A 25,035-nucleotide genomic window follows, 5' to 3' on the forward strand; every position below is an offset into this window, starting at 1 on the left:
TATATGATATAAAATGATTAAAAATCCTGCTGTATTTAGCAGGATTTTTTTGTTAATGATAATTTTTATTGAATTGCTGGTAGCAATTTCTTTTTTTTCTTAAAAAATGTTAATTTGTTGTCTTTTACTAACTGAATTTAACGTTTATACGATGAAAAAAGGACGATTAACCCAACTTTTCTTTTTCTTTTTTATTGCAAATACATCTTTCCACTTTTTAGAAGCTCAAGTTTTTCAAAGAGTTGAAGACATAGCTGGGTTTGAATCCTTACTTCAAAATCATGGCGTAGCAGTGGCAGATTTTAATGGAGATCATGTTTATGATATTTTTGTGGTTGCAAAGGCAAAAGACCAAGTTGGCGTTGAAAAAACCCATAGTAAGTTATATATTAATAATAATAATGGCAGTTTTACAGATGTAACATTATCCTCTGGACTAAATAATTTACTAACCGAAGATTATGCTGATGACGATGTTTTTTATGTCTTTGATGGCCCAAAAATTGGAGCCTTTTGGGGAGATTACGATAATGATGGTCTACCAGATTTGTTAATGACTAATACTTATAATGTATTATTATTTCATAATGAGGGAGATGGTACTTTTTCTGATGTTACAAATATGGCAGGTTTTAATTTGCCAACAACATGCCAGTTTACTGGGGCAACTTGGTTTGATTATAACAACGATAGCCTCTTAGATATTTATATCTGTGAATGGGGTAATTGTAGTTCAAATCAGATGTTTAGGAATAATGGAGATGGCACTTTTACTAATATCACTGATGAAGCTGATATGATAGAGACTACCCCAAGAGCTAGTTTTACTGCATTACCATACGATTTTAATGATGATGGTTTAATGGATTTATACGTGACTAACGATTTTAGAATACCAAATTATTTATATATTAATGATGGAGACGGTACATTTTCAGAACAGGCAGAGTATTTTGGAGTAGACAGCACTATTGATGATATGGGGTTAACCATGGGAGATTACAATTTAGATGAAACCCTAGATATTTATATTACTGGTAAGGGTGAGTCTGCACTTTTTAAAAATGGGGAAAATGGGTATTTTTCAAATGATGAACAATCAGAAGAAATTTTATACAATTCTGGTTGGGCTTGGGGAACTACATTTGCAGATTTCGATTTAGATGGCGATGAAGATTTATTTATAACTAATGGTTATTATAATTCAGGCCCCGAGTATAACTTTTATTATCAAAATGAATTTAATATCAATAATGAGTTTCAGGATGCGACAAACTCTGTTGGACTTCATGATTTGTCTGAAGGAATCAACCCTGTAGATTTTGATTATGATAATGATGGCGATTTAGATTTATTTGTTACTAATGCAGATATAAATCCGTTTTTTTACGAAAATACTATACTTAATTTTGAAAATTCGATTACTTCAAGTAACAATTGGTTTCAAATATCATTAGAAGGGACTATTTCTAATAGAAGTGCTATAGGGACAGAAGTTACCTTAACAACAGAAACGAGAACACTTAAAAGATATTTTAGTGGCGTAGGCATGTTAAGTCAAAGTATAAAACCATTACATTTTGGATTAAATAATGATGAAAATATTCTTGAAATAACCATAAAATGGCCATCAGGTTTATTAGAAGTATATGATCAAAATATTCAAATAGATAGTTTTTATAAAGCTGTAGAAGGTGGAAGTTTAACAAATTTAAATATAGAACCTAGTATTAAGGTTTATGGCTGTACAGATCCTATATCGTGTAATTATAATCCTAACGCAACGTTAAGTGATGGAAGTTGTACTTATTTAGCATCAGGAACAATATCCGGTTCAGTAAATGTGAATTTTTTAAGTGAAGAAATTTATGGATACGCAATTGATCCAGAATCAACTGCTCATTGGGAAGTACAAGGAGGGGAAATTTTAGAAGGACAAGGCACTTCTCAAATTTTAGTTAAATGGGGCTTAAACCAGTCTGGAGAAATTAGTGTTACTGAGATGGGAACTAATTGTTCAGGACAAACAGAAACATTAAATGTAAACTTAGGTCTTTCCGAATCATTTGAAGGTGTTTCTGTAGCGCGACTTTGGAATGAAGCTTTATTAGGAGCAATTAGAAAAGATTTTGCTAGACCAACTGTACATGCTAGAAACCTCTTTCATTCTAGTGTGGCTATGTATGATATTTGGGCAATATATGATGATGAAGCTACACCCTACTTTATAGGAAATGAAGTTCATGGGTTTAGCAGCTCATTGGAGGAGTTCTCTTCATCAGAAGATATAAATGAATCCAGGCGAAGAGCTATTAGTTATGCTGTGTATAAGTTGCTAACGTATAGGTTCCAAAACTCACCAAACCAAGAGCAAACGCAACTTATGTTTGATTATTTAATGGAAGAATTAGGGTACGATACATCAATTACATCAATTGATTATCAATCAGGAGAACCTGCTGCTTTAGGAAATTACGTCGCCGAAATGCTTATTAATTATGGATTAATAGATGGAGCTAGAGAAAGTACAGGGTATGATAATGAGTATTATGAATCAATTAATCCACCATTGGCGCCAGAGTTTCAAAATAGTACTATTCAATATCCCAATCGTTGGCAGTCTTTAAATTTACAAACCTATATAGACCAAAGTGGTAACTTGATAGAAGGAGATAATATACCTTTTTTAAGCCCAGAATGGGGTAATGTTTATGCATTTGCTCTATCAGAAGAAGATAAAACAACGTATACAAGAGATGGAAATACCTATTTTGTGTTTAAAGATCCATCAGAGCCGCCTTATTTAGGAGCAACAGAAGAGGAAGCATCAAATAATGCTTACAAATGGGCATTTTCTTTAGTATCGGTATGGAGTTCTCATTTAGACCCAAGTGATGGTGTACTTTGGGATGTATCACCCAATTCTATTGGTGGATTGAATATAGAAGATTTACCAGACTCTTATTTACAGCATCCTAGTTTTTATGACCTATTAGAAGGAGGAGATCCTAGCGAAGGCCACGCTGTTAACCCTAGTACAGGTCTTTCTTATGAAGAACAATTAGTTCCAAGAGGAGATTACACAAGGGTTCTTGCAGAGTTTTGGGCCGATGGACCAGATTCTGAGACGCCTCCAGGTCATTGGTTTACACTCCTAAATTATGTGTCAGATCACCCTGATTTGGAGAAAAGGTTAAATGGTCAAGGCGACATTTTACCCGATTTAGAATGGGATGTTAAAACCTACTTTATTTTAGGTGGCGCAATGCACGATGCGGCAGTTGCTGCATGGAGTGTTAAAGGTTGGTACGACTATATAAGACCTATTTCGGCTATTCGTTATATGGCTAATTTAGGTCAAAGTAGCGATAATACATTAAGTAATTATCATGTTGATGGTATTCCTTTAATTCCTAATTATATAGAAGTAGTTGATGAAGGCGATCCTTTAGCAGGAGCTACAAATCAACATGTAGGCAAAATTAAATTGTATACATGGAAAGGACATGACTATGTGTATGATACAGAAACAGATGTGGCAGGTGTTGATTGGATTTTAGCTGAAAATTGGTGGCCTTACCAAAGACCTTCATTTGTAACGCCTCCTTTTGCAGGATATGTTTCTGGACATTCTACCTTTTCTAGAGCGGCAGCAGAAGTAATGACTTTAGTAACTGGCGATGAATATTTCCCTGGAGGCATGGGAGAGTTTGTAGCGAGAAAAAATGAATTTTTAGTTTTTGAAGAAGGCCCTTCAACCGATGTGGTTTTGCAATGGGCAACCTATAGAGATGCTTCAGATCAATGTAGTTTATCGCGTATTTGGGGAGGAATTCATCCACCTTCAGATGATATTCCAGGACGTTTTATGGGAGAGGAAATTGGTATTGAAGCTTATAATTTTGCCATTCCTTATTTTTACGGCTCTCTAGGCCTTGATGAGTATGTGTTAAATTCAAATTTATATCCTAATCCTGTAACTTCAGGTAATGTAATACATATTACACATGCTAATCCAAAAGATACTTATGTGCTTTATGATTTGAGTGGGAGACAAATAGATATTGAGAAAATTAACGATGGACATCAAAACGAAACTGTTAGAATAAGAATTCCTCAATCTACTTCAGAAGGCATTTATATACTGAGTTGGAATGGCCATTCTGAAAAAATCATTGTCAAAAATTGATAATACTTGTCTTTAAAATAGCTGTTAAAAATCCTGTATCCATACAGGATTTTTTTATATTCGGAAAATCATAAAAACACCTCATGAAACATCTACTTTTATTAGTAATTCCGTTAGCGCTTTTAAGCTGTAAAAAAACAAATGGCCAAGTTGAAAAGCCTTTTATATCAAATGCAGAGCTCAAAAATATGGTATCTTATTTGTCATCAGATGAGATTAAAGGCCGTAATACAGGAACCGAAGGAATAGACAAAGCCGCAACATTTATAGCGCGTAAGTTTAAAGAATTTAATGTAAAACCTTACTATAAGACTTATCGCGATTCATTTATGGTAAAAGGAAAGCAAGCATTTAATGTGATTGGTTTTATAGAAGGAACAGATAAAAAGCTAAAAGACGAAATTATCATTCTAGGAGCACATTATGATCATATAGGATTTGGGAAAAAAGTAGGAAACGATTCTATTGCTAATGGTGCAAACGACAATGCAACAGGAACAAGTGCAGTTATTGCAATGGCGAAGTATTTCTCTAAAGTAAAAAATAACAAGCGTAGTATAATGTTCGCTTTATTTTCGGCAGAAGAGATGGGACTACGAGGTTCTATACACTTAGCAGAGCGTTTAAAAGAAGGCCATGCTAAAATTTATACTGTAGTAAACTTTGAAATGATAGGCGTCCCTTTAATAAATGTAAAGCATCAAGCTTTTTTAACAGGGTATGAGTTATCTAATATGGGAGAAAAGATAAACGGTTATGCCAATACAAATTTGGTTGGTAAATCTGATGTCTCTAAAAAATATAATTTGTTTAAGAGATCGGATAACTATGCATTTTATAACGCATTTAAAGTGCCAAGCCATACATTATCATCTTGCGATTTAACTAATTTTGATTATTACCACCAAGTTGGTGATGAGGTAGAGCTGTTAGATTTTACTTTTATGACAGATTTAATAAACAATACAATTCCGGCAATAGAGAAAATGAGTAACACTCCAGTGCAAGAAATTAAAATGCATAAATAGCAGAGTAACATGAAAAATATTATTATAACAGGAACAAGTAGAGGAATTGGCTTAGAATTAGTGCAAATTTTAGCCAATGCTGGACACAATATTTTAGCACTTTCTAGAAATGAACTACCAGTTGCCAATTTAAAGTTAGAGAATGTAACAACATTTTCTTTTGATTTAAGTCAGGAAACCAATTATAAAAAAGTGGCCGAATTTGTAACATCCAATTGGAACCAAGTAGATATTTTAATAAACAATGCAGGCGCCATTTTAAATAAACCGTTTTCAGAAACAACAATGGCCGATTTTGATTATGTGTATAAAACAAATGTTTTTGGAGTTTCAGAAATGATACGAACAGTATTGCCCTTTATGCATAAATCAAGTCATGTAGTTACTATAAGCTCTATGGGCGGTGTGCAAGGAAGTATGAAATTTCCCGGATTAGCAGCATATAGTTCTAGTAAAGGCGCCGTTATTACGCTTACCGAATTACTTGCCGAAGAGTATAAAGAACAAGGCCCATCGTTTAATGTATTAGCGTTAGGTGCTGTGCAAACCGAAATGCTTGAAGAAGCGTTTCCTGGCTATAAAGCCCCAACATCAGCTAAAGAAATGGCCAATTATATTGCCGAGTTTTCTCTAACAGGGAATACATATTACAATGGAAAAATGCTTCAAGTATCTAATTCTACACCATAAGCTTGTTCTTAAGCTGAAAATAAATAATTTTGCGGCATAAAATAAACTAACAATGCAACAAACTACAAACACCATATTAATGATTCGTCCTATAAACTTTAGGATGAACGAGCAAACAGCTGTTAATAACTATTACCAAAAGGTTTTAGATACTTTATTACCAGAAACAGTTAATGCAAAAGCACAACAAGAATTTGATAGTTATGTAGAAAAACTAAGACATGTTGGTGTCAATGTGGTTGTTGTAAGTGATACAACGGAGTTTGATACACCAGACTCTATTTTTCCAAATAATTGGATTTCATTTCATGAAAACGGAACCATAGCCTTGTATCCTATGTTTGCAGAAAATAGAAGACTAGAGCGTCGTGAAGATGTTTTAACGCAACTAGAAGATAGCGGTTTTATTATAAAAGACGTTGTTGATTATACAAGTGCAGAGGAAGAAGATGTTTTTCTTGAAGGTACAGGAAGTTTATTGTTAGATCGTGTAAACAGAAAAGCGTATTGTGCATTGTCACCAAGAGCAGATGAAAGTTTGTTTATTGAGTTTTGCGAAGATTTTGAATTTACACCTGTAGTTTTTCATGCCAATCAAACCGTAAATGGCCAACGAAAAGCTATTTATCATACCAATGTTATGATGTGTTTAGCCGAAACCTTTGCCGTAATTTGTTTAGATAGTATAGATGATAAAAAAGAACGTAAGAATGTTATCGAGCACCTTAAATCTGATGGAAAAGAGATTATAGCAATTACCGAAGATCAGGTAAATAGCTTTGCGGGGAATATGTTGCAAGTAAAAGGCGAAAACGAAAAGCGTTTCTTGGTAATGAGCCAAGCTGCTTATCAAATCTTAAATCAAGGGCAAATATCAAAAATAGAAACCCATTGCGAGATTCTTACAAGTTCATTAGATACAATTGAAGCTTGTGGTGGCGGAAGTGCAAGATGTATGATGGCAGAAGTGTTTTTGCCTAAGGCTTAATTAACAGAAGCCATAGCGGCTAAATTTTGTGTATTACCGTTGCCGTTTTCGGGTTTACTTTTAGGGAGTTCAATATAAAACGTACTTCCTATGTTTAAATCGCTTTCAACCCATATTTTGCCATGGTTAAGCTCCACTAAATCTTTACAAATGGTAAGACCTAAACCAGTACCTTTTTCATTTTGTGTACCAATAGTTGTAAAAGACGTGTTTTTAAACAACTTATCTTGATTTTCTTTAGAGATACCAACACCAGTATCAGAGATACTAATAATCGATTTGCCAGCGCTAATATGATTAGATATGGTTATAATATCTCCAGCTTTGCTAAATTTTATAGCATTTGTGAGTAGGTTTTGAATAATAATCTCAACCATACTTCTATCGGCGTAAACAAAATCCTTTAAAGTTTTATCTTGAAGTCGGATGTTTTTCTTTTCTAATTTGTGCTCTAATAAGTGGACTTTTTCTTCAAATACTTCTTGAATATCAAAAAGACTAGGATTAGGCTCAAGTGCTTGCATTTGCGATTTAGACCAGTTTAAAAGGTTAAATAACAGTAAAGAGGCGTTGTTGGCGTTTTCGCTTAATTCTGGAATTAACGACTGAAATTCTTCGGGGGTTACAGAGCCATCTTTTAATAAATCTATAAAGCCTTTAATAGAGGTTAGCGAATCTTTTAAATCGTGCGATACAATAGAAAAAAGCTTGTCTTTTACTTTGTTTATTTCTTCAAGGTGATTTGCTTGTTCAAGAATAGCTTCGTTTTGCAACTCGATTTTCTTGTTTTTGTTTTCTAATGCTCGGGTGTACTTTATTCTGCTATTGCGTTTCAGATAAATTAACACTAAAAAGGTAGAAACAATGACTAGTGCGGCAAGTAATGCGTAAAGAATTAATTTAAATCGATTGCTTTCTTCTTTATGGGCATCTAAAGAGTTGTTGGTTGTTGTTTTTTCTGGAGCTATCTCGGTGTCATCAGTTTCAAATAAATCTGAAACAACAAAGTCCTCTTGTTGTGCCGTATCTTGTTGAGTGGGAGATTGTTTGTCTAGTTTATTTTTTAGTTGATAGAATTCACGCTGCCAAATAAAAGCTCTATCGAAGTTTTTGTTGGTAGAGTCTAAAGCTTTTAAAAGTTTAAAGTTTCTAAGCTGTTCTTCTTTATTGTCTATAGTTACAGCAATATCTTTAGCTTCTATTAATTGCCCTTCGGCGTAGCGTAAATAATTGCGCTTAAGGTTTAGTTTTCCTAAGTTATTTAAGGTGACTAATAAGCCATTTTTATTATTAAGATTACGATTTAGTTTTAATCCTTGTATTAAATATTCGGCAGCTTTGTCGTAATCGTTAAACTGTAGGTATTCGCCACCAAGTTTAGGGTAAACTTCACCTTTTAGAGAATCGGTTAGCGTATTTGAGTTTAGTCCTTTTTCGTAATACTCAATAGATTTTCTATACTCTCTTTCTTTTGAATATAATTCGGCTAATCTTAGTATGGTATTAATCTCTCCATCGCCCTCATTTTGTTGCTCAATATGTAATGATTTTGAATAAAACTCGATGGCTTTATCATAATTGTTAACACTGTAATAAGCCTTTGCTAGATTGTTGTAGGCTAAGTGTAAATCATTAATAAGATGTCTTTTTTCAAATTCTTTTATAGCTGAAAGCGAATATTGCAACCCTTTATTATAATGGCCTCTTTCTATTTCTATTAAACCAATATTATTATTTATTTGGGCTATGCATAAGGTGTCGTTTAAAGAAGCATAAATACTTTTGGATTTATTGTAATAATCCATTGCATTTAAGTAGTCTTTCTTTTTAGTGTAAATAAGTGCTTTGTAGTAATTTACTTTGGCAACACCTAAATTATACTCTAATTTATTTGACAATTTTTCACTTTCCGAAATAAATTTTAGGGCTTTATAGTAGTCTTTTTGTTCATATAATACCTTAATTAATTCTATAGAGGTCTTAACTTTTAAGGTATCTGGATTTTGAAAAGCTAATTGTACGGTAAGACTATCCTGTTTTTGGGTTTGAGAATAACCAAAAAAAAGACAACAAAAAGCAAATACGGTAATTAGCTTCTTCATACAATAGTTACACACCAAAGGCACATAATTCCTGTCTTCTTGTAGAGGGATGGAGAAGCGGACTAATTCTTTATTTACCTAGGTAAAATGTGTTAGTTAGTTTTAAAAAGCCCATTATATATATTAAGGACTTAATAATTAATAGCTTTTACAGTAACAAAAATTGTAAAATCACATCTTAAAAACTAATTTTTGCGTTTTATTGCGAAAAAATTAGACGAAAGGTTCTCTTGATTTTTTTGACAAAAAGGGTGTTCGATGAACGGTAAAAAACACAGAAAAAGAGCTAATTTCATCGATAAATGGTTTTAGCTAAAATGAGTGTTTTAAATAAGATTCTTCTATGTTTCCAAAAAACGCGATAAAACGTATCTTTGCATACTTAAAAAAGTACGTTTTCTTATGAACCTTCAACAAGAGTTATCTATTCAAGTAAAAGAAGCAGTTAAAAATATCTATCAAAAGAATTTAGATTCAGTAGAGTTTCAAGCAACTCGTAAAGAGTTTGCAGGAGATATTACTGTGGTTGTTTTTCCAATGTTGCGTGTGGTTAAAGGAAACCCAGTTCAAATAGGAGAAGCTATAGGAGACTTCTTAGTTGAACATGTTGAAGATGTTAAAGCCTATAATGTTGTAAAAGGGTTTTTAAATATTGAAATTAACGATAGCTTTTATATTAATTTTTTTAACCGAATAAGAGAGCAATCTAAATACGGATTTGAAACGTCTAAAGAAGGTGACAAGGCTGTTATGGTAGAATATTCTTCGCCAAATACAAACAAACCGTTGCATTTAGGTCATATAAGAAACAACCTTTTAGGCTATAGTGTTGCTGAAATTTTAAAAGCATCGGGAAAGAAAGTTTACAAAACTCAAATTATTAACGATCGTGGTATTCATATTTGCAAAAGTATGTTAGCATGGAAACGTTTTGGTAATGGTGAAACGCCAGAATCTACCGGACTTAAAGGAGATAAACTGGTTGGTAATTACTACGTAAAGTTCGATCAAGAGTATAAAAAAGAGATAGAGAAACTAATGTCTAAAGGCGTATTAGAAGACGATGCCAAAAAGCAAGCGCCCATTTTTATTGAAGCCCAAGATATGCTTAGACAATGGGAAGCTGGCAATGAAGAGACTGTCGCACTTTGGGAAAAAATGAATGGTTGGGTTTACGATGGTTTTGATATTACCTATAAAAACTTAGGTGTAGATTTTGATTGTTTATATTATGAGAGCAATACCTACCTTTTAGGGAAAGAATTTATAGATCAAGGTTTAAAAACAGGCGTATTTTATAAAAAAGACGATGGGTCTGTTTGGTGCGATTTAACCAACGAAGGTCTCGATGAAAAACTGGTGCTTCGTGCCGATGGAACGGCTGTTTATATGACACAAGATATTGGTACAGCCATACAGCGTATAAAAGATTACCCCGATGTTGGTGGTATGGTTTATACCGTTGGTAACGAGCAAGACTATCACTTTAAAGTACTGTTCTTAATCTTAAAAAAACTAGGCTTCGATTGGGCAAAAAACCTCTATCATTTAAGCTATGGTATGGTAGATTTACCTACTGGAAAAATGAAAAGTAGAGAAGGAACCGTTGTCGATGCCGACGATTTAATTGTCGAGATGGCAAATACTGCTGAAGACATTTCGCAAGAATTAGGCAAATTAGATGGTTATAGCAAAGAAGAAAAACAAGACCTTTATAAAACCATAGGTTTAGGTGCTTTAAAGTATTTTATACTAAAAGTTGATCCTAAAAAACGCATTCTGTTCGACCCTAAAGAATCTATCGATTTTCAAGGAAATACGGGGCCTTTTATTCAATATACTTATGCTAGAATACAATCTATTTTAAGAAAAGCAGATAATATAGATATATCGGTTTCAATTGAAAACATCACGTTACATGACAAAGAAAAAGAGCTTTTAAAACACGTTCAGTTATTTCCTGAAACAATTCAATTAGCCGCCGATAATTATAGTCCAGCCATAATTGCCAATTATATTTACGATTTAGTTAAAGAATTTAATTCATTCTATCAAAATGTATCTATTTTAGGAGCCGATTCCGATGTCGAAAAAGTGTTTAGAGTACAATTGTCTAAAACAGTAAGTCAAGTTATTAAAAATGGCTTTTTATTACTAGGTATTCAAGTGCCAGAACGTATGTAACCTCTTTATTTTTTTATGGATGATACCTTAAAAAATCACTTACCAGATAACGCCATATACCATGTGCTTCAACTTCTAACCGAAGAACATCTTACGATAAAAGTTACAGGCGAACGCAAAACAAAACATGGCGATTATAGGCGTTTACCAAATGGAAAACATCAAATTACCATAAATGGAAACCTTAATCCTTATCGGTTTTTAATAACTTTAATTCATGAGATTGCTCATTTTGAAGCATTCAAGAATTACGGAAAATCTATTAAACCACATGGCATTGAATGGAAGCAAACATTTAAACAATTAATGTTACCTTTTTTAAATCCAAGTATTTTCCCTGCGGAACTATTACCATTACTAGCAAAGCATTTTAAAAACCCCAAAGCGTCAAGCGACACCGATGTTACGCTTTCGTTAGCATTAAAACAGTTTGACGAACCTAACAATAAAACCTATATATTTGAAATACCTTTTGGAAGCACGTTTAAACTTTATAATGGGCGCGTTTTTAAAAAAGGGAACAAGCGTGTAAAGCGTTATGAATGTGTTGAGGTTAAAACAGGAAGACTATACCTTTTTAATCCTAATGCAGAAGTTGAACTAATAAATTCTTAAGATGAATAAAAATTATTATGCCATATTAATGGCAGGTGGAGTAGGATCACGATTTTGGCCAGTAAGTACACAAGATTACCCCAAGCAATTTCACGATATGCTTGGAACAGGCGATACCTTAATCCAAAAAACATTTCATAGATTAAGTCAACTTATTCCACAAGAAAATATTTTCATCTTAACCAATGAAAAGTATAATAATTTGGTTCTAGAACAGTTGCCAGAAGTAAAGCAACGACAAGTCGTTTTGGAACCAGCCATGCGAAATACAGCACCATGTATTTTATATGCTTCTTTAAAAATACAAAAAGAAAACCCCAATGCTGTAACGATTGTAGCACCAAGCGACCATTGGATTGAAGATGAAAAAGCTTTTATAAACAATGTGGAAGAATCCTTCGAGTTTTGTGCTAAAAATGATGCGTTAATAACATTAGGAATTCAGCCTACATTTCCTAATACAGGTTATGGTTATATAGAGTTTGATAAAACAACAACCCAAAGTATAAAACCCGTTAATCAGTTTCGTGAAAAACCAGATTACCAAACAGCAAAAAGTTTTATATCGCAAGGTAACTTTTTATGGAATGCTGGTATTTTTATGTGGAGCGTTGAAAGTGTTATTTCAGCATTTAAAAATAATCAACCAGAACTTTTCGAACTTTTTCAAAAAGGGTATGCATATTATAATACCAAAAAGGAGTATGATTTTATTTTAGAGAATTATGCCAAAGCCGAAAATATTTCGGTTGATTATGCAGTTATGGAAAAATCTGAAAATGTATTTGTATTACCCGCTACTTTTGATTGGAACGATTTAGGAACTTGGGGAAGTTTGTATGATAAGCTTGAAAAAGACACCAATAATAATGCTGTGGTTAATGCCAAAACATTGGTAAACGAGGCTTCTGGAAATATGATTAGAAGCAACAAGGATAAAATTGTAGTAGTTGATGGACTAAATGACTATATTATAGTTGATAAAGACGAAGTTTTGCTTATCTTTCCTAAAGCAAAGGAGCAAAATATTAAACAAGTTCTTCAAAATGTAAAAGACACCTTTGGAGAACAATATGGGTAAATAACCTATGGAAGAAAATAAATTCAACTTCAACGAAGACGAAAAAATAAAAGAGCAAAAAGTAGAAGAGTCTAAAGAAGCCGTAAGGAAAGATGCTAAAGGACTTATACAAAGCGTTAAAAAGTTTTTAGACGAATTACTAGATTTTAGAGACGACACCGATAGGGACGCTACCATAGAAGCCATAAAAAATGATATTTCATTTAAAGGCGCAACAGCATGGATTCTTATTTGCTCTATTTTTGTAGCCTCTATAGGGTTAAATGCTAACTCAACAGCAGTTGTTATTGGTGCCATGTTAATTTCGCCATTAATGGGGCCAATTTTAGGGGTGGGAATGTCTATAGCTATAAACGATATAGACACTTTAAAACGATCTTTAATAAACTTAGCCATCATGATTGTGTTAAGTTTAATTACAGCTTTTTTATTCTTTTATTTATTTCCACTAAGCGAAGATAATTCAGAACTTTTAGGAAGAACACGACCAGATATTCGCGATGTTTTAATTGCGTTTTTTGGTGGTTTAGCTTTAATTATAGCCAGAACCAAAAAAGGAACGATAGCTTCGGTAATTTTTGGTGTAGCCATTGCTACCGCTTTAATGCCACCGTTATGTACTGCAGGTTACGGTTTGGCACAAGCCAATTTTGAATATTTCCTTGGGGCGTTATATCTATTCACTATAAATACCATATTTATAGCCTTGGCAACTTTTATAGTGCTGAAAATTTTAAGGTTTCCAATGCTTAAATATGCCAATTCTAAAAAGCGAAAGCGTATTGCTAGAATTGCAACTACTTTAGCCATTGTAGTTATGTTCCCGGCTACTTGGACCTTTGTTCAAGTGCTTCGTGAAACAAACTTTAATAATGCGGCCAGCTCCTTTATAGATAAGGAAGTAACAGCTTTACCGCATGGCGACTATTTAAAAAAGAATGCGACGTATAATTATATGGATGGCAATGAGCCTGTAATAGAAATAAACACGTTTGGCTTAGATGAAATTCCTGAAGAAACCATAGCTCTTTTAGAAGGAAGATTAAAAGATTATAGTGTTTTAAATACCACATCTTTAATTATTAACCAAAATGATAATGATGGTATAGACAGCTTTAAATATATGCAAGAATTAAAATCTAGAGACTCTATTGCATTATTAACACAAAATCAGAAAATAACAATTTTAGAGAATAGAGTGAAGCAACTTTCTAAGTTTGAGAAAAATCAAATTCCTATGGATAAAATAGGGCAGGAGATTAAAATAAATTACGATAATTTAGAGCGCTTATCTTTCTCAAATGTGATTACATCCGATTTTTCTAAAATCGATACCATTTCAGTATTTACTGCAAAATGGAAAAAAGAAGTGGATAATAATACGATTGAAAAAGAACGTAAAAAATTAGAAGCCTGGCTTAATTACAAACTTGATTTAGATAGTTTAATTGTAAGGGTGCAATCTTAACTTGCTATTGATTTTCTTCTAAATACATTTTACGAACCTTCTTAAATAATTCAGAAGAGTACACAAAATTAGTTACAGCATCGTTATCTGTTTTAAAAATGGTGTTTTTACTACCTTCCCATGCTTTATGACCATTTTTTAAGAAAACAATTTTCTCACCTATTTCCATAACCGAATTCATATCGTGAGAGTTTATTACTGTTGTAATATTATATTCGTCTGTAATTTCTTGTATTAGGTTATCAATAACAATAGCTGTTTTAGGGTCTAATCCAGAGTTTGGCTCATCGCAAAACAGATATTTAGGTTTGTTTACTATGGCTCGAGCAATGGCAACACGTTTTTGCATACCACCGGAAGCTTCGCTAGGCATTTTATGGTGCGCATTTTCTAAATTCACACGTTTTAAAACAAAGTTTACCCGATCTTCCATCTCACTTTTACTTTGTTTAGTAAACATACGTAATGGAAACATAACATTTTCGGCAATCGTCATAGAATCAAATAAAGCACTGCCTTGAAAAACCATACCTATTTTTGATCTAATATCACGTTTTTCATCGCTATTAAGGTTGCCAAAAACTTTTCCGTCGTAAGATATAGTACCTTTTTCATAGTCAAAAAGACCTAATAAACACTTTAAAAAAACAGTTTTACCAGAGCCACTTTGCCCAATAACTAGGCTTGTTTTACCTTTTTCAAAAGATGTACTAATGCCTTTTAAAATGTGGGTGTTACCAAAAGATTTATGTAAGTCTTTAACTTCTATCATTAGCTTAAAAGTAATTGGGTAATAATGTAATTTAAAAGTATAATAGCCACACTAGTCCATACAAATGCCGTTGTACTTGCTTTTCCTACTTCTAAAGCGCCGCCTTTCATAAAAAAACCATAAAACGATGGAATTGTTGCTAAAAGGAAGGCAAAAACAATAGTCTTTATAAAAGCGTAAGTAATATGAAAGGGCATGAAATCTAATTGAATACCTGTAATGTAATCATCTAGAGTACTAAAACCACCATAAATACAAGCTGCCATACCGCCTAAAATGCCTAAAAACATAGCAATTGAAATTACAAATGGATATAGCATTAAGGCAACAAACTTAGGGAAAACCAAATAGTTAATAGCGTTAATTCCCATAACTTCAAGAGCATCAATTTGCTCGGTAACACGCATGGTTCCTATACTAGAGGTTATAAACGACCCCACTTTTCCGGCCATGATTATAGAGATGAATGTAGGGGCAAACTCTAAAATGACAGACTGTCGTGTTGCAAACCCAACTAAATACTTTGGAATAAGAGGATTGGTAATATTTAGCGCAGTTTGTATGGTAACAACACCACCAACAAAAAACGAAATAAAGGCTACAATACCAAAAGATCCAATTATTAAGTCGTCAATATCTTTAAGGATAAGACCTTTCATCACAGACCATTTAGTAGGCTTGCGAAAGATGTCTTTTACCATAATAAAATAGGCACCAATGTTATGAAGGTATGTCATAAAGGATTTTGTTGTTGCTAAAGTATAAAAACTCTAGGTTTTTTAACCTTAATTTTAAATTAAGATGTGCAAAAAAATGTACTTTTGATGTTCAAAATCAAATATTGTATCATGAAAGGCTTCCTTAGTTTATCACTTGTTTTATTATTCATATTACCAGTAACAGCCCAACAGAAAAGTAACCAAAATAATCCTAAATTAGTAGTAGGTATTGTGGTTGATCAAATGCGTTACGATTACCTAACAAGGTTTGAAAGTAAGTATGGTAATGGCGGTTTTAAACGATTAATAAATGATGGTTACAACTGCAAAAATCATCATTTTAATTACATTCCAACAAAAACAGCGCCAGGACACGCATCGGTTTATACAGGAACGACACCAAAAAATCATGGTATTATAGCTAACGATTGGTATGATAAGTACACTAAAGAAATGGTGTATTGTGTAAATGATAATTCAATGACTCCTGTTGGAACAACATCTGATGATGGGAAAATGTCGCCACACCGATTAAAAACCACAACATTTGCCGATGAAAATAGAATGTTTACACAAAAAAGAGGCAAAACAATAGGTATAGCCATAAAAGATAGAGGGGCTATTTTACCTGCTGGGCATACGGCTAATGCAGCATATTGGTTTAGAGGTAAAGATGAAGGGAAATGGATAACAAGTTCGTTTTATATGGACGAGTTGCCAACATGGGTAACCAATTTTAATGCTTCTGGAAAAGCAGCATCTTATTTAAAAGTTTGGGATACATTTTATGATATTGATACCTATGTTGAAAGTACTAGCGATTTAAATAATTATGAGGGTGGTTTTAAAGGCAAAGAAACCGCAACATTCCCTTACAATTTAAAAGCCTTGTCAAAAGACAATGGAGGTTACGATATTATTAAATACACCGCTTATGGAAATAGTTTAACGGCCGATTTTGCTATAGCAGCAATAGATGGTGAACACCTTGGAGATGATGCTATTACTGATGTACTAACAGTAAGTTTTTCTAGCCCAGATTATGTAGGGCATAATTTTGGGGTAAGTTCAAAAGAAGTTCAAGACACGTATATCCGTTTAGATAAAGATATTGAGCGTTTACTAAATAAACTAGATAAAACAGTTGGAAAAGGTGAATACACGGTATTTTTAACAGCAGATCATGGTGCTGTAGAAGTACCAGCATATTTACACGATCATGATATTCCAGCAGGATATTTAAATACTAAGGAAGCAAAACAGCGATTGTCTAAATTTTTGCAGAATACGTTTGGAGATTCAGATTTAGTTGAAAATGTAAGTAACGATCAAATATTTTTAAATAGAGAAAAAATAAATAACTTAGGATTAGATTTAGCTCATGTGCAAACAGCTATTGTAAACGAAATTATTAATTATAAGGATGTTTATAAAGCTTACACAGCAACAAATATGGCATCGTTATCTTATAATAATGGTATAGAAATGTTATTGCAAAATGGTTACAATCAAAAACGATCTGGCGATGTTTTAGTTATTTATGCACCAGCACATATTTCATATAGTAGAACAGGTTCAACACATGGTTCTGGATTTAATTATGATACGCATGTACCATTATTGTTTTATGGAAAGGGAATAAAACAGGGCGAAACTTTTGAAAAAACAACTATTCCTGATATAGCTCCAACTATATCTGCATTACTAGGGGTAAGCTTTCCTAACGGAAGTACTGGACAGCCTTTAGAGAAGGTGTTAGATTAATTATCTTCTGTAAAGAAAATAATTATCTACTAGTTCTATATAAGTTCGTTTTGCTTCTTCTTTAGAGATGTTTTTTGCTTGAAATAAAGCGTTTGTTTTAAACGCATTTATAATAGGTTTTCTGCTGCTAGGTCTACCATAGTTATCTGTAGCCTTTTTGTAGTAGGCGTATAAGCGAAGTAAAAAATCTGCTGGGAAAGGCTCTTTATGGTTATTAATCCTTTCTACAGCATCTTTAAAAGCGATATCTAATTCTTCTGAGTTCATTAGTTCATTTTACTTTTCTGCAATAACGGTTTCACCTCCACGAACTTTTTGGTTAAGTTCTACTTTAATATTGCTATCTAAAGGTAATAATAAGTCAACTCTCGATCCAAATTTAATAAATCCAGAATCGCTTCCTTGTATAACACTTTGGTTTACTTTAGCGTAGTTAACAATGCGCTTTGCTAAGGCTCCTGCAATTTGCCTATGTAAAACTTCGCCAAAATACGTGTTTTTAACAACAACTGTAGTTCTTTCGTTTTCTTCGCTAGACTTAGGGTGCCATGCTACTAAATATTTACCTGGATGATATTTACTGTAAAGTACTTGACCACCAATAGGGTAACGTGTTACATGAACATTTAAAGGCGACATAAATACACTTACTTGAATTCTTTTATCTTTAAAGTATTCTTTTTCAAAAACTTCTTCTATGGCAACAACTTTACCATCTACGGGAGATACGGCTTGTTGTTCGTTTACTTGTGTGTAGCGTTTAGGGTTTCTAAAAAACTGAAGAATAAGAATAAAAAATACTAAAATGGCTATCATTAATAGTGTACGAAGCCAAGAAATAGTAATAAAATAGTCGGTAAGTAGAAAGGTAGCCACAACAAAAAAAGTAGCTCCTAAAATAATTTTATGTCCTTCTTTATGAAACATAATGTAATAGTTGTAAGTATAAATATATAAATGGTGCTGCAAAAATAATACTGTCTAATCTATCTAAAAGACCACCATGTCCAGGCATGATAACACCACTATCTTTTACATTGGCTTGGCGTTTAAATTTAGATTCTATTAAATCTCCTAAAGTACCAAATACACTAATTATTATAGCTAATACTAACCAATTAGTAAATCCTAATGTTTCGGTAAAGGTAGCAATAAAATAGCTAGCTATGGTAGAAAAAAATAAACCGCCTAAAAAACCTTCTACAGTCTTTTTAGGAGAAATTTTTTCGAATAACTTTTGTTTTCCAAAATTCTTACCTACTAAATAGGCAAATGTATCGTTCGTCCATATTAAAATAAAGGATCCTAATAGTAAAAAAGGATTGTATTCTTCATAGTATTGAGCAATCAATATTATAAAAACAAAGCCACTAGATAGGTAAAACGTTGTAATGATGAATCGTTTAGAAATAAAAAGCGGAATGTTCTTGTGCGTGAATAAGTCTTTAACCAAGAATAAAAGTACAAATATCGTGGTTACATGAAATATTTGTGTAGCTTCTTTTAGCCCATAATCACTTTTCATTACAAATTGCCAATAGCCAAAAACAATATATAAAATAGTAAAAATGATGTATGGAAAAAAAGACTTATAGTGAATAAGTTTTTTTAATTCTGCTAAAGCGATAATGCCAAAAACAAAAAACAACGCAATAACAGCATGTTCGTTAAATAACGATAGTATTAGGACAGAAATATAGAGTAATCCTGATAATGATCTAACGAGAACTTCTTTCATTTTAAAGGTCTTCTAACAGTAGTAAGTACAAGTTTTTAGAACTACTACCGTAACTCATAAAGTCTTTTTCCTCTGTTGTTTTTTCGGGTTTGAAGTTTTTTATGGTTGTAATATTGGTGGGTATTTTAGTTTTGTTTTTAGACTTAATCCCTCTAAGTCCTTCACCAATACTTCCAACAATTTGACTTGTTGTAGCAAAAACCACAAAATGGTCAGGGAGTTCTCTAAGTTTTTTTTCTGCAATTTGATTAGAAGATATAAGCAAAGACCCATCATCTGCAATTAAATTCTCGCAGGTTGTTAAAAAGTAGGTAGATTCTTGGGTAGAAGTTGTTTGGTTTAAATTAAAATCTTTAAATCGGTCTTTGAGATTTTTATCAAAAACAAGAGCTTTATCGCCTTGCCAAGAATTTTCTACAATAATATTTTTTAAGCTATCAAAAATTTCGTTTAAATCTTCACAATACAAAAATTTCCCACCATTTGCTTTAAAGTTTATAGTAAACCTTTCGTCAATTGGTAGTTTAACTTCTGGCATGTATTTGCTTCGTTCCTCTGATTTTATTTCTTCCTTTGATTTATCAGATTTGGAACCAAAAATTTTTCTAAATAAGCTCATTTACATCTTTTGCTATTAATACAATGCTTAAGGGAGTTTTTCAAATATAAAAAATCTTAAACTAACTGTTAAGTCAATTTAAGATTTTTGATACTAGTTAACAAAAATACTAGAAATTATTCTTCTTCAGAGGTGTCTTTTACTACAGAAACCTCACTTTCTTTGTCTTGAGTCGCGTTTTCATTTTCAAAAGGGCGTTTCCCGAAAATTTTCTCTAAATTATCTTTAAAAATCACCTCTTTTTCTAATAAAACTTCGGCTAACTCTGTAAGTTTATCTTTATTGTTAGATAACAAATCAATAGCTCTTTGATATTGCTCTTCAATAATATCAGAAATTTCTTTATCAATCAATTCAGCAGTTTGCTCGCTATAAGGCTTAGTAAACCCGTATTCATTTTGTCCAGAAGAATCGTAATACGTTAGGTTTCCTACCTTGTCGCTTAACCCATATATGGTTACCATAGCTCTAGCTTGCTTGGTTACTTTTTCTAGATCGCTTAAAGCTCCTGTTGATATTTTATTGAAGATTACCTTTTCGGCTGCACGACCACCTAAAGCAGCACACATTTCATCTAGCATTTGCTCAGGGCGAACAATTAAACGTTCTTCTGGTAAATACCAAGCAGCGCCTAACGAGCGTCCTCTAGGAACAATAGTAACTTTTACTAAAGGCGCAGCATGTTCCAGCATCCAACTTACAGTAGCATGTCCGGCTTCATGGAAAGCAATGGCTTTTTTCTCAGCTGGAGTTATAATTTTATTTTTCTTTTCTAAACCGCCAATAATTCTATCTACAGCATCAAGAAAGTCTTGTTTATCAACCGCTTTTTTACCGTTTCTTGCAGCAATTAAAGCAGCTTCGTTACAAACGTTAGCAATGTCGGCTCCAGAGAAACCTGGTGTTTGTTTCGATAAGAAATCGGTATCTAAGTCTTTAGCCTTTTTTAAAGGTCGTAAATGAACTTCGAAAATTTCTTTACGTTCACGAACGTCTGGTAAATCGACAAAAATTTGTCTATCAAATCGTCCAGCACGCATTAAAGCTTTATCTAAAACATCGGCACGGTTTGTAGCGGCTAAAACAATAACGTTTGTGTTTGTGCCAAAACCATCCATTTCGGTTAAAAGCTGGTTTAAGGTATTTTCACGTTCGTCGTTTGAGCCTGAGAAATTACTTTTTCCTCTAGCGCGACCAATAGCATCAATTTCATCAATAAAAATAATTGATGGCGATTTTTCTTTAGCTTGTTTAAAAAGGTCGCGAACACGAGAGGCTCCAACACCAACAAACATTTCTACGAAATCTGAACCTGATAATGAGAAGAAAGGTACTTTAGCTTCTCCGGCTACAGCTTTTGCTAATAAGGTTTTTCCTGTTCCTGGGGCGCCAACTAATAAAGCACCTTTTGGAATTTTACCACCAAGAGCAGTGTATTTTTCTGGGTTTTTTAAGAAATCAACAATTTCTTGAACCTCTTCTTTGGCGCCTTCTAAACCAGCAACATCCTTAAACGACACTTTTACATCGGTATTTTGATCGAAAAGTTTGGCTTTAGATTTTCCGATGTTAAAAATTTGACCGCCAGCGCCACCAGCGCCACCAGAAGACATACGTCTCATAATAAAAATCCAAACAGCAATAAGGATGATAAATGGAAGTAATCCAATAATAAAATCGCCCCAAAGGTTTTGTTCGGTTTTATATTCAATTTTTGGTTTTGGGTCTAGCTTGTAGTTATTAACAACTTCTGCCATATCATCTTCAAAATTTTGAAGATCACCAAACTCAAACTTGTAATTAGGTAACTGGCTTGAAGAAGCTAATAGTGTTGAAGGTTTAGAGTTTTTATGAATCTCTTTTTCTTGTGCTTGAGCTGTTAAGTAAACTTTCGCTTCGCGACGGTTTACAATCTCCACTTTTGCAACATCGCCATTTTTTAAAAACTCCATAAATTGCGATGGCGTCGTGGAACTTGCATCCTGAAATCCACCACCACTAAAAAGTTGCATACCCAAAAAGATGGCTATAATACCACCGTAAATCCAATAAGGGTTAAATTTAGGTTTCTTGTTTTTTGTATTTTTTTTATTGTTTGTTGCCATTAATTCTTTTAATAATTTGTTTCAATAACCGTTGTTTTTGCGTCTCCCCAAAGACTTTCTATATCATAATAACTTCTAACGTGCTTTTGGAAAACATGAACAACAACGTTTACATAATCCATTAAAACCCATTCGGCATTATCAACACCTTCAACATGCCAAGGCTTGTCTTTTAGTTCTTTACTTACTTTTTTCTGAATTGAATTTACTATGGCATTTACTTGCGTATTTGAAGTACCTTCGCAAATAATAAAATAGTCGCAAACCGTATTTTCAATATCACGTAAATCTAAAATGGTGATTTCTTGTCCTTTTACATCTTCAATTCCACTTATAATTGTAGCTATGAGTTGATCTGCGTTAGAGTCCTTTTTGGTCATTAAATTTATTTAGTTTGTGCAAAGTTATTATTTTTTAGTTCTTTATACTTTAAAAATTTCATAAGATTTTACAGTACGAAGATAACTATTTATTATGCGTATAATCAAACTTGATGCCATTGATTCGACTAACCAGTATTTAAGGCAGTTGAGCTTAGAACATAAACTACAAGATAATACTGTTGTTGTGGTTAAAAACCAAACAAAAGGAAAAGGGCAAATGGGAAGTGTTTGGTTATCTGAACCAGGTAAAAACCTTATGTTTAGTGTGTTTAAACAGCTTCAACTTCCTGTAAAAGATAATTTTTATATAAGCATGGTGGTTTCTCTAGCTGTTGTTAAAGCACTACAAACTGTTGGTATTCCAGAATTAGCGATAAAGTGGCCTAACGACATTTTGTCATGCAATAAGAAGGTTTGTGGTATTTTAATTGAGAACGGACTTAAGGGACAAAATATAAAATCATCTATAATAGGCATAGGTCTTAACGTAAATCAGGAAGGTTTTGAAGACTTGCCTAAAGCGTCGTCATTAAAAAATATAACTCAACAGACTTATGTTATAGATGAGCTTTTAAATGTAATTTTAAACCAATTGGAGTTGTATTTCTCTAAGTTAAAAACCAACCAGTTTGCTAGTTTAAAGCAAGACTATGAGCGTTTACTTTTTAAAAAGGATGTTATGGTTGAGTTTAAAAACGAGGAAGGAAATGTGTTTTACGGTATAATAAAATCGGTTTCAGCATCTGGTAAATTGCAAGTGTTACCAAAGGGTGAAACCGATATTAAAGCGTTTGATTTAAAACAGCTCGTTTTAAATTATTAAATGGCGTTAGGAATGTTTTCTGCCAATGTTTTTATAAAGTTAGAAATAGGGCTTTTAATCATCATGGCCATCATAGGGTTGAAATCGCCATTAAAGGTTAGTTTTACGTTGCTTTCTTCGTCGTTAATTTGAGAAATATCTCCAGTAAGTGAAAAATCTATTTTTCCACCAGCAGCACCAAGCACTATTTTATTAGGCGATTCGATGTCTTTTTTCTTAAGTTTTATTTCTGGCATGCCTTTAAGTGCAAAAAGAAAAGAGTCGCTATCTAAAACTTCAAATTTGGTGTTTTCTGGCATAAGTTTTTCAAAATTTTCTACGTTGCTTAAAAATTCGAAAACTTTTTCAGGAGTTTGTTTTACCGTAACTTTTGGTGATTCTAAATTCATGTGTTTTTTTACGTTTGTTTATCAAATAGCGTTCCATTCACTAGGATTGGCATTCCATTCGGAAAGGGTTTCTAATTCTTTTTGAGAAATATAATTTGTGTCTAGTGCTTGTTCTAGTAGCGTATCGTAATTTCCTAAGGTATGTAATGTAATGTTTTCTTTTTCAAAATTTTCCTTAGAAACATCAAACCCATAAGAAAAAATAGCGACCATGCCTTTTACATTTAAATGGGCTTCTTTTAAAGCTTTTACAGCATTTAAACTACTTTTTCCGGTGCTAATTAAATCTTCAACAACCACGACGTTTTGGCCGCTTTCTGCATAGCCTTCAATTTGGTTTTGTCTACCATGTTCTTTGGCTTTAGGGCGAACGTATATAAATGGAACACCTAAATACTCAGCCACCAGCATACCAATGCCAATAGCTCCTGTGGCTACACCTGCAATAACATCGGGTTTACCGTATTGTTTTTCTATGTGTTTAGCCATCGTTTCTCTAATATAATTTCTTATGGTAGGGTAGGATAGCACAATTCTATTATCGCAATAAATTGGCGATTTCCAGCCCGATGCCCAAGTAAAAGGCTTTTTAGGGCTTAGTTTTATGGCATTAATTTGTAATAAAACTTCTGCGGTTTTTCTGGCGGTATGTTTGTTGAAAATCATAGTCGCAAAATTACATTTTTTTATTAATTATTTCATATTGAATTTTTAATATAATTAACAATATGATAATTTTTGTGCGGCTAAAAATTATATTTTTACATTTACATAAATCCGCGAATAGATTATAAGATGTATAAAGTTTTTGTTGGTGATAAACCTATTATACTAACGACAAAAGTAGAAAAGGAAACAGATTTTAAAAATTACCTTTTAAACTCTGTTAATATTAATAAGGTAATTAAAGAATTAAATAAAACGGCTTTAAAGGAAGTGCGTTTAATTCATAAAAAAGAAGATAAACTCTTAAAAAAGTTTTTAAAATTACTTCCTAATGTAACTGCAGGAGGAGGCAAAGCATTTAACGATAAAGGCGATATTCTTTTTATTTATAGAAATGATAAATGGGACTTGCCAAAAGGAAAAGCTGAGAAAAAGGAAACTATTGAAGAGACCGCGATTAGGGAAGTTGAAGAAGAAACAGGTGTAGAAGGACTTGAAATAATAAAACCATTAGATGTTACGTATCATATTTTTAGAAGAAATGGTAGGAATAAAATAAAAATAACGCATTGGTTTGAAATGAAAACCTCTTATCAAGGCAAGCTACAGCCGCAGGAAAACGAAGGTATAACTAAAGTGGCATGGCTGGATGAAATTGCGAGCATTAAAGCATTAGAAAACTCTTATGCTAATATTAAAGCATTAGTTTAAA

22 protein-coding genes are annotated in these 25,035 nt (G+C 32.9%); 11 read left to right on the forward strand and 11 right to left on the reverse strand.

All coding sequences use genetic code 11. The features are described 5' to 3' along the window. The first annotated feature begins 151 nt into the window (after window positions 1-151). From R3L15_RS03060 to ctlX, 4 genes are all read left to right on the forward strand, one after another. Window positions 152-4,189, forward strand: coding sequence for an FG-GAP-like repeat-containing protein (locus R3L15_RS03060; protein ID WP_338733157.1), 4,038 nt, complete (start codon window positions 152-154; stop codon window positions 4,187-4,189). 83 nt (window positions 4,190-4,272) lie between these two features. Next, the gene (locus tag R3L15_RS03065) at window positions 4,273-5,217 is read left to right on the forward strand and encodes a M28 family peptidase (RefSeq protein WP_338733158.1); all 945 of its coding nucleotides are present in this window, start codon (window positions 4,273-4,275) and stop codon (window positions 5,215-5,217) included. Between the two features lie 9 nt (window positions 5,218-5,226). Continuing rightward, window positions 5,227-5,907 carry an SDR family oxidoreductase gene (locus tag R3L15_RS03070; protein WP_338733159.1) on the forward strand — a complete coding sequence of 227 codons (681 nt, stop codon included), beginning with the start codon at window positions 5,227-5,229 and terminating at the stop codon, window positions 5,905-5,907. A gap of 52 nt (window positions 5,908-5,959) precedes the next feature. Then, window positions 5,960-6,895 carry a citrulline utilization hydrolase CtlX gene (gene ctlX / locus R3L15_RS03075; RefSeq protein ID WP_338733160.1) on the forward strand — a complete coding sequence of 312 codons (936 nt, stop codon included), beginning with the start codon at window positions 5,960-5,962 and terminating at the stop codon, window positions 6,893-6,895. Here the strand turns inward: ctlX and R3L15_RS03080 are convergent. Beyond that, entirely contained in the window at window positions 6,892-8,997 is a 2,106-nt protein-coding gene (locus tag R3L15_RS03080) for an ATP-binding protein (RefSeq protein WP_338733161.1), read from the reverse strand. The genes ctlX and R3L15_RS03080 overlap by 4 nt on opposite strands. Window positions 8,998-9,399: 402 nt before the next feature. Between R3L15_RS03080 and argS the strand changes: the two genes are divergently transcribed. The 4 genes from argS to R3L15_RS03100 are packed head-to-tail and all read left to right on the forward strand — an operon-like array spanning window position 9,400 to window position 14,345. After that, a complete protein-coding gene (gene argS, locus R3L15_RS03085) occupies window positions 9,400-11,181 on the forward strand; it encodes an arginine--tRNA ligase (RefSeq protein WP_338733162.1) in 1,782 nt (593 codons plus the stop codon). Window positions 11,182-11,196: 15 nt separating this feature from the next. Further along, the gene (locus R3L15_RS03090; RefSeq protein WP_338733164.1) at window positions 11,197-11,796 is read left to right on the forward strand and encodes a SprT-like domain-containing protein; all 600 of its coding nucleotides are present in this window, start codon (window positions 11,197-11,199) and stop codon (window positions 11,794-11,796) included. A gap of 1 nt (window position 11,797) precedes the next feature. Further along, a complete protein-coding gene (locus R3L15_RS03095; RefSeq protein WP_338733165.1) occupies window positions 11,798-12,877 on the forward strand; it encodes a mannose-1-phosphate guanylyltransferase in 1,080 nt (359 codons plus the stop codon). A gap of 7 nt (window positions 12,878-12,884) precedes the next feature. After that, entirely contained in the window at window positions 12,885-14,345 is a 1,461-nt protein-coding gene (locus R3L15_RS03100; RefSeq protein ID WP_338733166.1) for a DUF389 domain-containing protein, read from the forward strand. Between the two features lie 4 nt (window positions 14,346-14,349). Here R3L15_RS03100 and R3L15_RS03105 read toward each other — a convergent pair whose 3' ends face one another. Next, complete coding sequence (locus R3L15_RS03105; protein WP_338733167.1) at window positions 14,350-15,117, reverse strand: ATP-binding cassette domain-containing protein; 768 nt, start codon at window positions 15,115-15,117, stop codon at window positions 14,350-14,352. Continuing rightward, on the reverse strand, window positions 15,117-15,854 hold the full coding sequence (locus R3L15_RS03110; RefSeq protein ID WP_338733168.1) for an ABC transporter permease: 738 nt from the start codon (window positions 15,852-15,854) through the stop codon (window positions 15,117-15,119). The genes R3L15_RS03105 and R3L15_RS03110 overlap by 1 nt, the downstream gene beginning before the upstream one ends. Window positions 15,855-15,965: 111 nt before the next feature. Here R3L15_RS03110 and pafA point away from each other — a divergent pair, with 111 nt between their 5' ends. Beyond that, window positions 15,966-17,600, forward strand: a complete 1,635-nt coding sequence (pafA, locus tag R3L15_RS03115) for an alkaline phosphatase PafA (RefSeq protein ID WP_338733169.1) — start codon at window positions 15,966-15,968, stop codon at window positions 17,598-17,600. Here pafA and R3L15_RS03120 read toward each other — a convergent pair whose 3' ends face one another. The 6 genes from R3L15_RS03120 to rsfS all read right to left on the reverse strand — a co-directional run bounded on the left by R3L15_RS03120 (window position 17,601) and on the right by rsfS (window position 22,442). Continuing rightward, entirely contained in the window at window positions 17,601-17,867 is a 267-nt protein-coding gene (locus R3L15_RS03120) for an acyl-CoA-binding protein (protein WP_338733170.1), read from the reverse strand. 9 nt (window positions 17,868-17,876) lie between these two features. Next, complete coding sequence (locus R3L15_RS03125) at window positions 17,877-18,527, reverse strand: phosphatidylserine decarboxylase family protein (RefSeq protein ID WP_338733171.1); 651 nt, start codon at window positions 18,525-18,527, stop codon at window positions 17,877-17,879. After that, window positions 18,517-19,338, reverse strand: coding sequence for a phosphatidate cytidylyltransferase (locus tag R3L15_RS03130; protein WP_338733172.1), 822 nt, complete (start codon window positions 19,336-19,338; stop codon window positions 18,517-18,519). The genes R3L15_RS03125 and R3L15_RS03130 overlap by 11 nt, the downstream gene beginning before the upstream one ends. Window position 19,339: 1 nt before the next feature. Then, window positions 19,340-19,957 (reverse strand): LUD domain-containing protein, encoded by a 618-nt coding sequence (locus R3L15_RS03135; protein WP_338733173.1) that lies wholly within the window; start codon window positions 19,955-19,957, stop codon window positions 19,340-19,342. Window positions 19,958-20,073: 116 nt separating this feature from the next. Further along, on the reverse strand, window positions 20,074-22,062 hold the full coding sequence (gene ftsH, locus R3L15_RS03140; protein ID WP_338733174.1) for an ATP-dependent zinc metalloprotease FtsH: 1,989 nt from the start codon (window positions 22,060-22,062) through the stop codon (window positions 20,074-20,076). Between the two features lie 8 nt (window positions 22,063-22,070). Beyond that, a complete protein-coding gene (gene rsfS / locus R3L15_RS03145) occupies window positions 22,071-22,442 on the reverse strand; it encodes a ribosome silencing factor (RefSeq protein WP_125467540.1) in 372 nt (123 codons plus the stop codon). 94 nt (window positions 22,443-22,536) lie between these two features. Between rsfS and R3L15_RS03150 the strand changes: the two genes are divergently transcribed. After that, window positions 22,537-23,268: a biotin--[acetyl-CoA-carboxylase] ligase gene (locus R3L15_RS03150; protein ID WP_338733176.1), complete on the forward strand. Its 732-nt coding sequence runs from the start codon at window positions 22,537-22,539 to the stop codon at window positions 23,266-23,268. On the opposite strand, the gene R3L15_RS03155 is transcribed toward R3L15_RS03150, so the two are convergent. Then, window positions 23,265-23,657 (reverse strand): SRPBCC family protein, encoded by a 393-nt coding sequence (locus R3L15_RS03155; RefSeq protein ID WP_338733178.1) that lies wholly within the window; start codon window positions 23,655-23,657, stop codon window positions 23,265-23,267. The genes R3L15_RS03150 and R3L15_RS03155 overlap by 4 nt on opposite strands. Window positions 23,658-23,678: 21 nt before the next feature. After that, entirely contained in the window at window positions 23,679-24,323 is a 645-nt protein-coding gene (gene pyrE / locus R3L15_RS03160) for an orotate phosphoribosyltransferase (RefSeq protein WP_338733179.1), read from the reverse strand. Between the two features lie 129 nt (window positions 24,324-24,452). Here pyrE and R3L15_RS03165 point away from each other — a divergent pair, with 129 nt between their 5' ends. Next, a complete protein-coding gene (locus tag R3L15_RS03165; protein WP_338733180.1) occupies window positions 24,453-25,034 on the forward strand; it encodes an NUDIX domain-containing protein in 582 nt (193 codons plus the stop codon). Window position 25,035: the final 1 nt, after the last annotated feature.

This window comes from Mangrovimonas cancribranchiae (assembly GCF_037126245.1).
GTDB lineage: Bacteria > Bacteroidota > Bacteroidia > Flavobacteriales > Flavobacteriaceae > Mangrovimonas > Mangrovimonas cancribranchiae.